1 protein-coding gene is annotated in these 2618 nt (G+C 50.4%); it reads left to right on the top strand.

The genetic code is table 11. The features are described 5' to 3' along the window. Window positions 1-89: 89 nt before the first annotated feature. Window positions 90-2237 carry a glycogen debranching protein GlgX gene (gene glgX / locus ACO6V1_RS23385; protein WP_422468927.1) on the top strand — a complete coding sequence of 716 codons (2148 nt, stop codon included), beginning with the start codon at window positions 90-92 and terminating at the stop codon, window positions 2235-2237. Window positions 2238-2618: the final 381 nt, after the last annotated feature.

The following is a 2618-nucleotide window of genomic DNA, read 5'->3' as shown; positions in this document are numbered from 1 at the left end:
AGCTGTCGGGGTATTTTCAACAGCAGTAGTTATTGCTGGTGAATCAAATTAAAATTCAACCCATTCCAATAAGTTGGTGTCTCGGATACATGAATCAGCCACAAATAACCTTAGAATCACTTGGCCCGGGAAGTTGTCACCATCTGGGGGCTAACTTTCTGAATCAGCAGCTGCACCCGGAGTTTCCTGACTCAGCGGTGGGGGTGAACTTTGCGGTGTATGCACCAGAAGCGTCAGCCATGATGCTGTGTCTGTTTGACAGCGCCGGGGTGGAGCAGCGCATTCCCATGTATGGCCCTGAAAAGGGCATCTGGCATGTATTGGTTAAAGGGGTGCAGGAAGGTCAGGTCTATGGCTATCGCGCCGATGGCCGCTGGGCACCTGATGTGGGGTTGCGCTTCAATATTCATCAACTGCTGCTGGATCCTTATGCCCGTGAAGTTAAAGGGGGGATTAACTGGCAGCCTGCCGTCTATGATTACTCCGGCAAGGAAAGAAGTCAGTGGTCGTTCAATGATCAGGACAACGGCCATTTGCTGCCCAAATCGGTAGTTCGGACCGATCAGTTTGACTGGCAATCTGTTACCAGGCCTGAACTCCCCCATGAAGACAGTATTATTTATGAGAGCCATGTCAGGGGCTTTACCCGTCAGCACCCCAATATTCCCGAAGCTCTGCGGGGGACTTATCTGGGGATGTGTCATCCTGTCGTTATTGATTATCTGAAGGGGCTGGGCATCAATACGGTTGAGCTGTTGCCGGTGACCAGTTTTCTCAGTGAGCCAAGATTGCGGAAGCTGGGGCTGAAAAACTACTGGGGCTATAACCCGCTCTGCTTTATGGCACCTGAGCCGTCCTATGCTATGGATGATCCGGTGGATGAACTGAAGACAATGGTTCGTGAATTGCATCGTGCCGGTATCCGGGTAGTGATGGATGTTGTTTACAACCATACCTGTGAAGCGGGATCGGATGGTCCATGCCTGAGCCTGCGAGGGTTGGCTGAGAAAGATTACTATTTGCTGGATCACCATGGTGGTCATCTGGTGTCTACCAACTACAGTGGTTGTGGGAATACGTTGAATTTTGACAGCCCACAAACCATCAAGCTGGTGATGGATAGCCTCAGGTATTGGGCTGAGCACTATCAGATCGATGGTTTCCGTTTTGATCTGGCACCGACCATGGCCAGACGACATCGGAAGTTTGATGCTCACAGCGCATTCTTTCAGACCGTATTTCAGGATCCGATTCTTTCGACCCGGCAGATGATTGCAGAACCCTGGGACCTGGGGCCTGAAGGTTATCGCCTGAGAGGTTTCCCAAGGGACTGGCATGAGTGGAATGACCGTTATCGCGGTGGTATACGATCATTCTGGCGTGGTGACAAAGACCAGGTGGTGGATATCGCCTGGCGTCTGACCGGCTCCAGAGATATTTTCGGGCCAGGCAGACCGGCTGGAAGTGTTAACTATATCTGCAGTCATGATGGTTTTACCCTGCGCGACCTGGTGTCGTTTGAGCACCGGCACAACCTCGCTAATGGTGAGGGTAACCGGGACGGTGACCAACATAATCTCTCCTGGAATTATGGCGTTGAAGGGGCGTCCAGTGACCCTGCTATTCAACAGCTGCGGCTGCGTGTACGAAAAAACCTGCTGGCGACGCTGATGTTTTCCCGCAGTATCCCTATGCTGATGGCGGGTGATGAGTTTGGTAACAGTCAGCATGGCAATAATAATGTTTACTGTCAGGATAATCCCATTGGCTGGGTTGACTGGTCGTGGTTGGCTGGAAACGGCAATAGTGATGAGAACCCTGATGGTGCCGAGCTGCAACAGTTCACCTCAATGCTTATTCATCTACGCAAGTCAGAGCCATTGCTGGGCATTCGTTATCAGACAGATGACAGGCAGTGGCACAGCGCTGAGCTTGAATGGTTTAATACTGAAGGCGTACCTCTGACCGCAGCAATGCTGCCTGATGAGCGTGGTCGTGCATTGGAGATGCGCTATCGCTGCCCTGTGGATAGCCAGTCCAGCCTGGTGCTATTGGTCAATAATGAGGCTGAAACCCGGCGCTTTAACTTGCCTGATAGTGGCAATGCCGTTCGCTGGCAAAGAGTTTTATCCACGGATCTGGATAATGGAGAAGCTTTCCGGGAAGAGGTGATTTTGAATCAGGGGTGGTACGAGGTGCCGGGGCACAGTGTTGTGGTGGTGAAAGAATTGGTCTGAAAACCTTTCATTATTTCATAATAACGGGGTTGGGGTAAGTTAGTGATTAACGGCAATGCATCCCTGTAGAATAGTCGGTATCGTGAGCATAATCACTTACTCACAGACTGATGCTCTACTTTATTTTTGTGTTGGCGGGCGGTTTTCTCTGTTAGCTTCTGAAAGTAAATAAGGCAGTTGCCTTGTATTTTCATGGTTAGCAAATATTGGTTGTATTTGCTGTCGGCCAGCGAGGAGCCTGTCGGACTTAAGACTGTCCTACTGCGGTTGCGATAAATTGGTCTAAAAATTCCTGCTTCTTCGTCAAATAGCCCCGCTATTCTCCTCAGAAGCAGGAATTTTTATCCTCAATTTCTCGCAATTCTCGCTACGGGGTCGCCT

Origin of the sequence: Endozoicomonas sp. ALC013 (assembly GCF_049310205.1) — a bacterium.
GTDB lineage: Bacteria > Pseudomonadota > Gammaproteobacteria > Pseudomonadales > Endozoicomonadaceae > Endozoicomonas.
The sequence above is the reverse complement of the archived record's forward strand: the minus strand, read 5'-3'. Positions and strand labels throughout refer to the sequence as shown.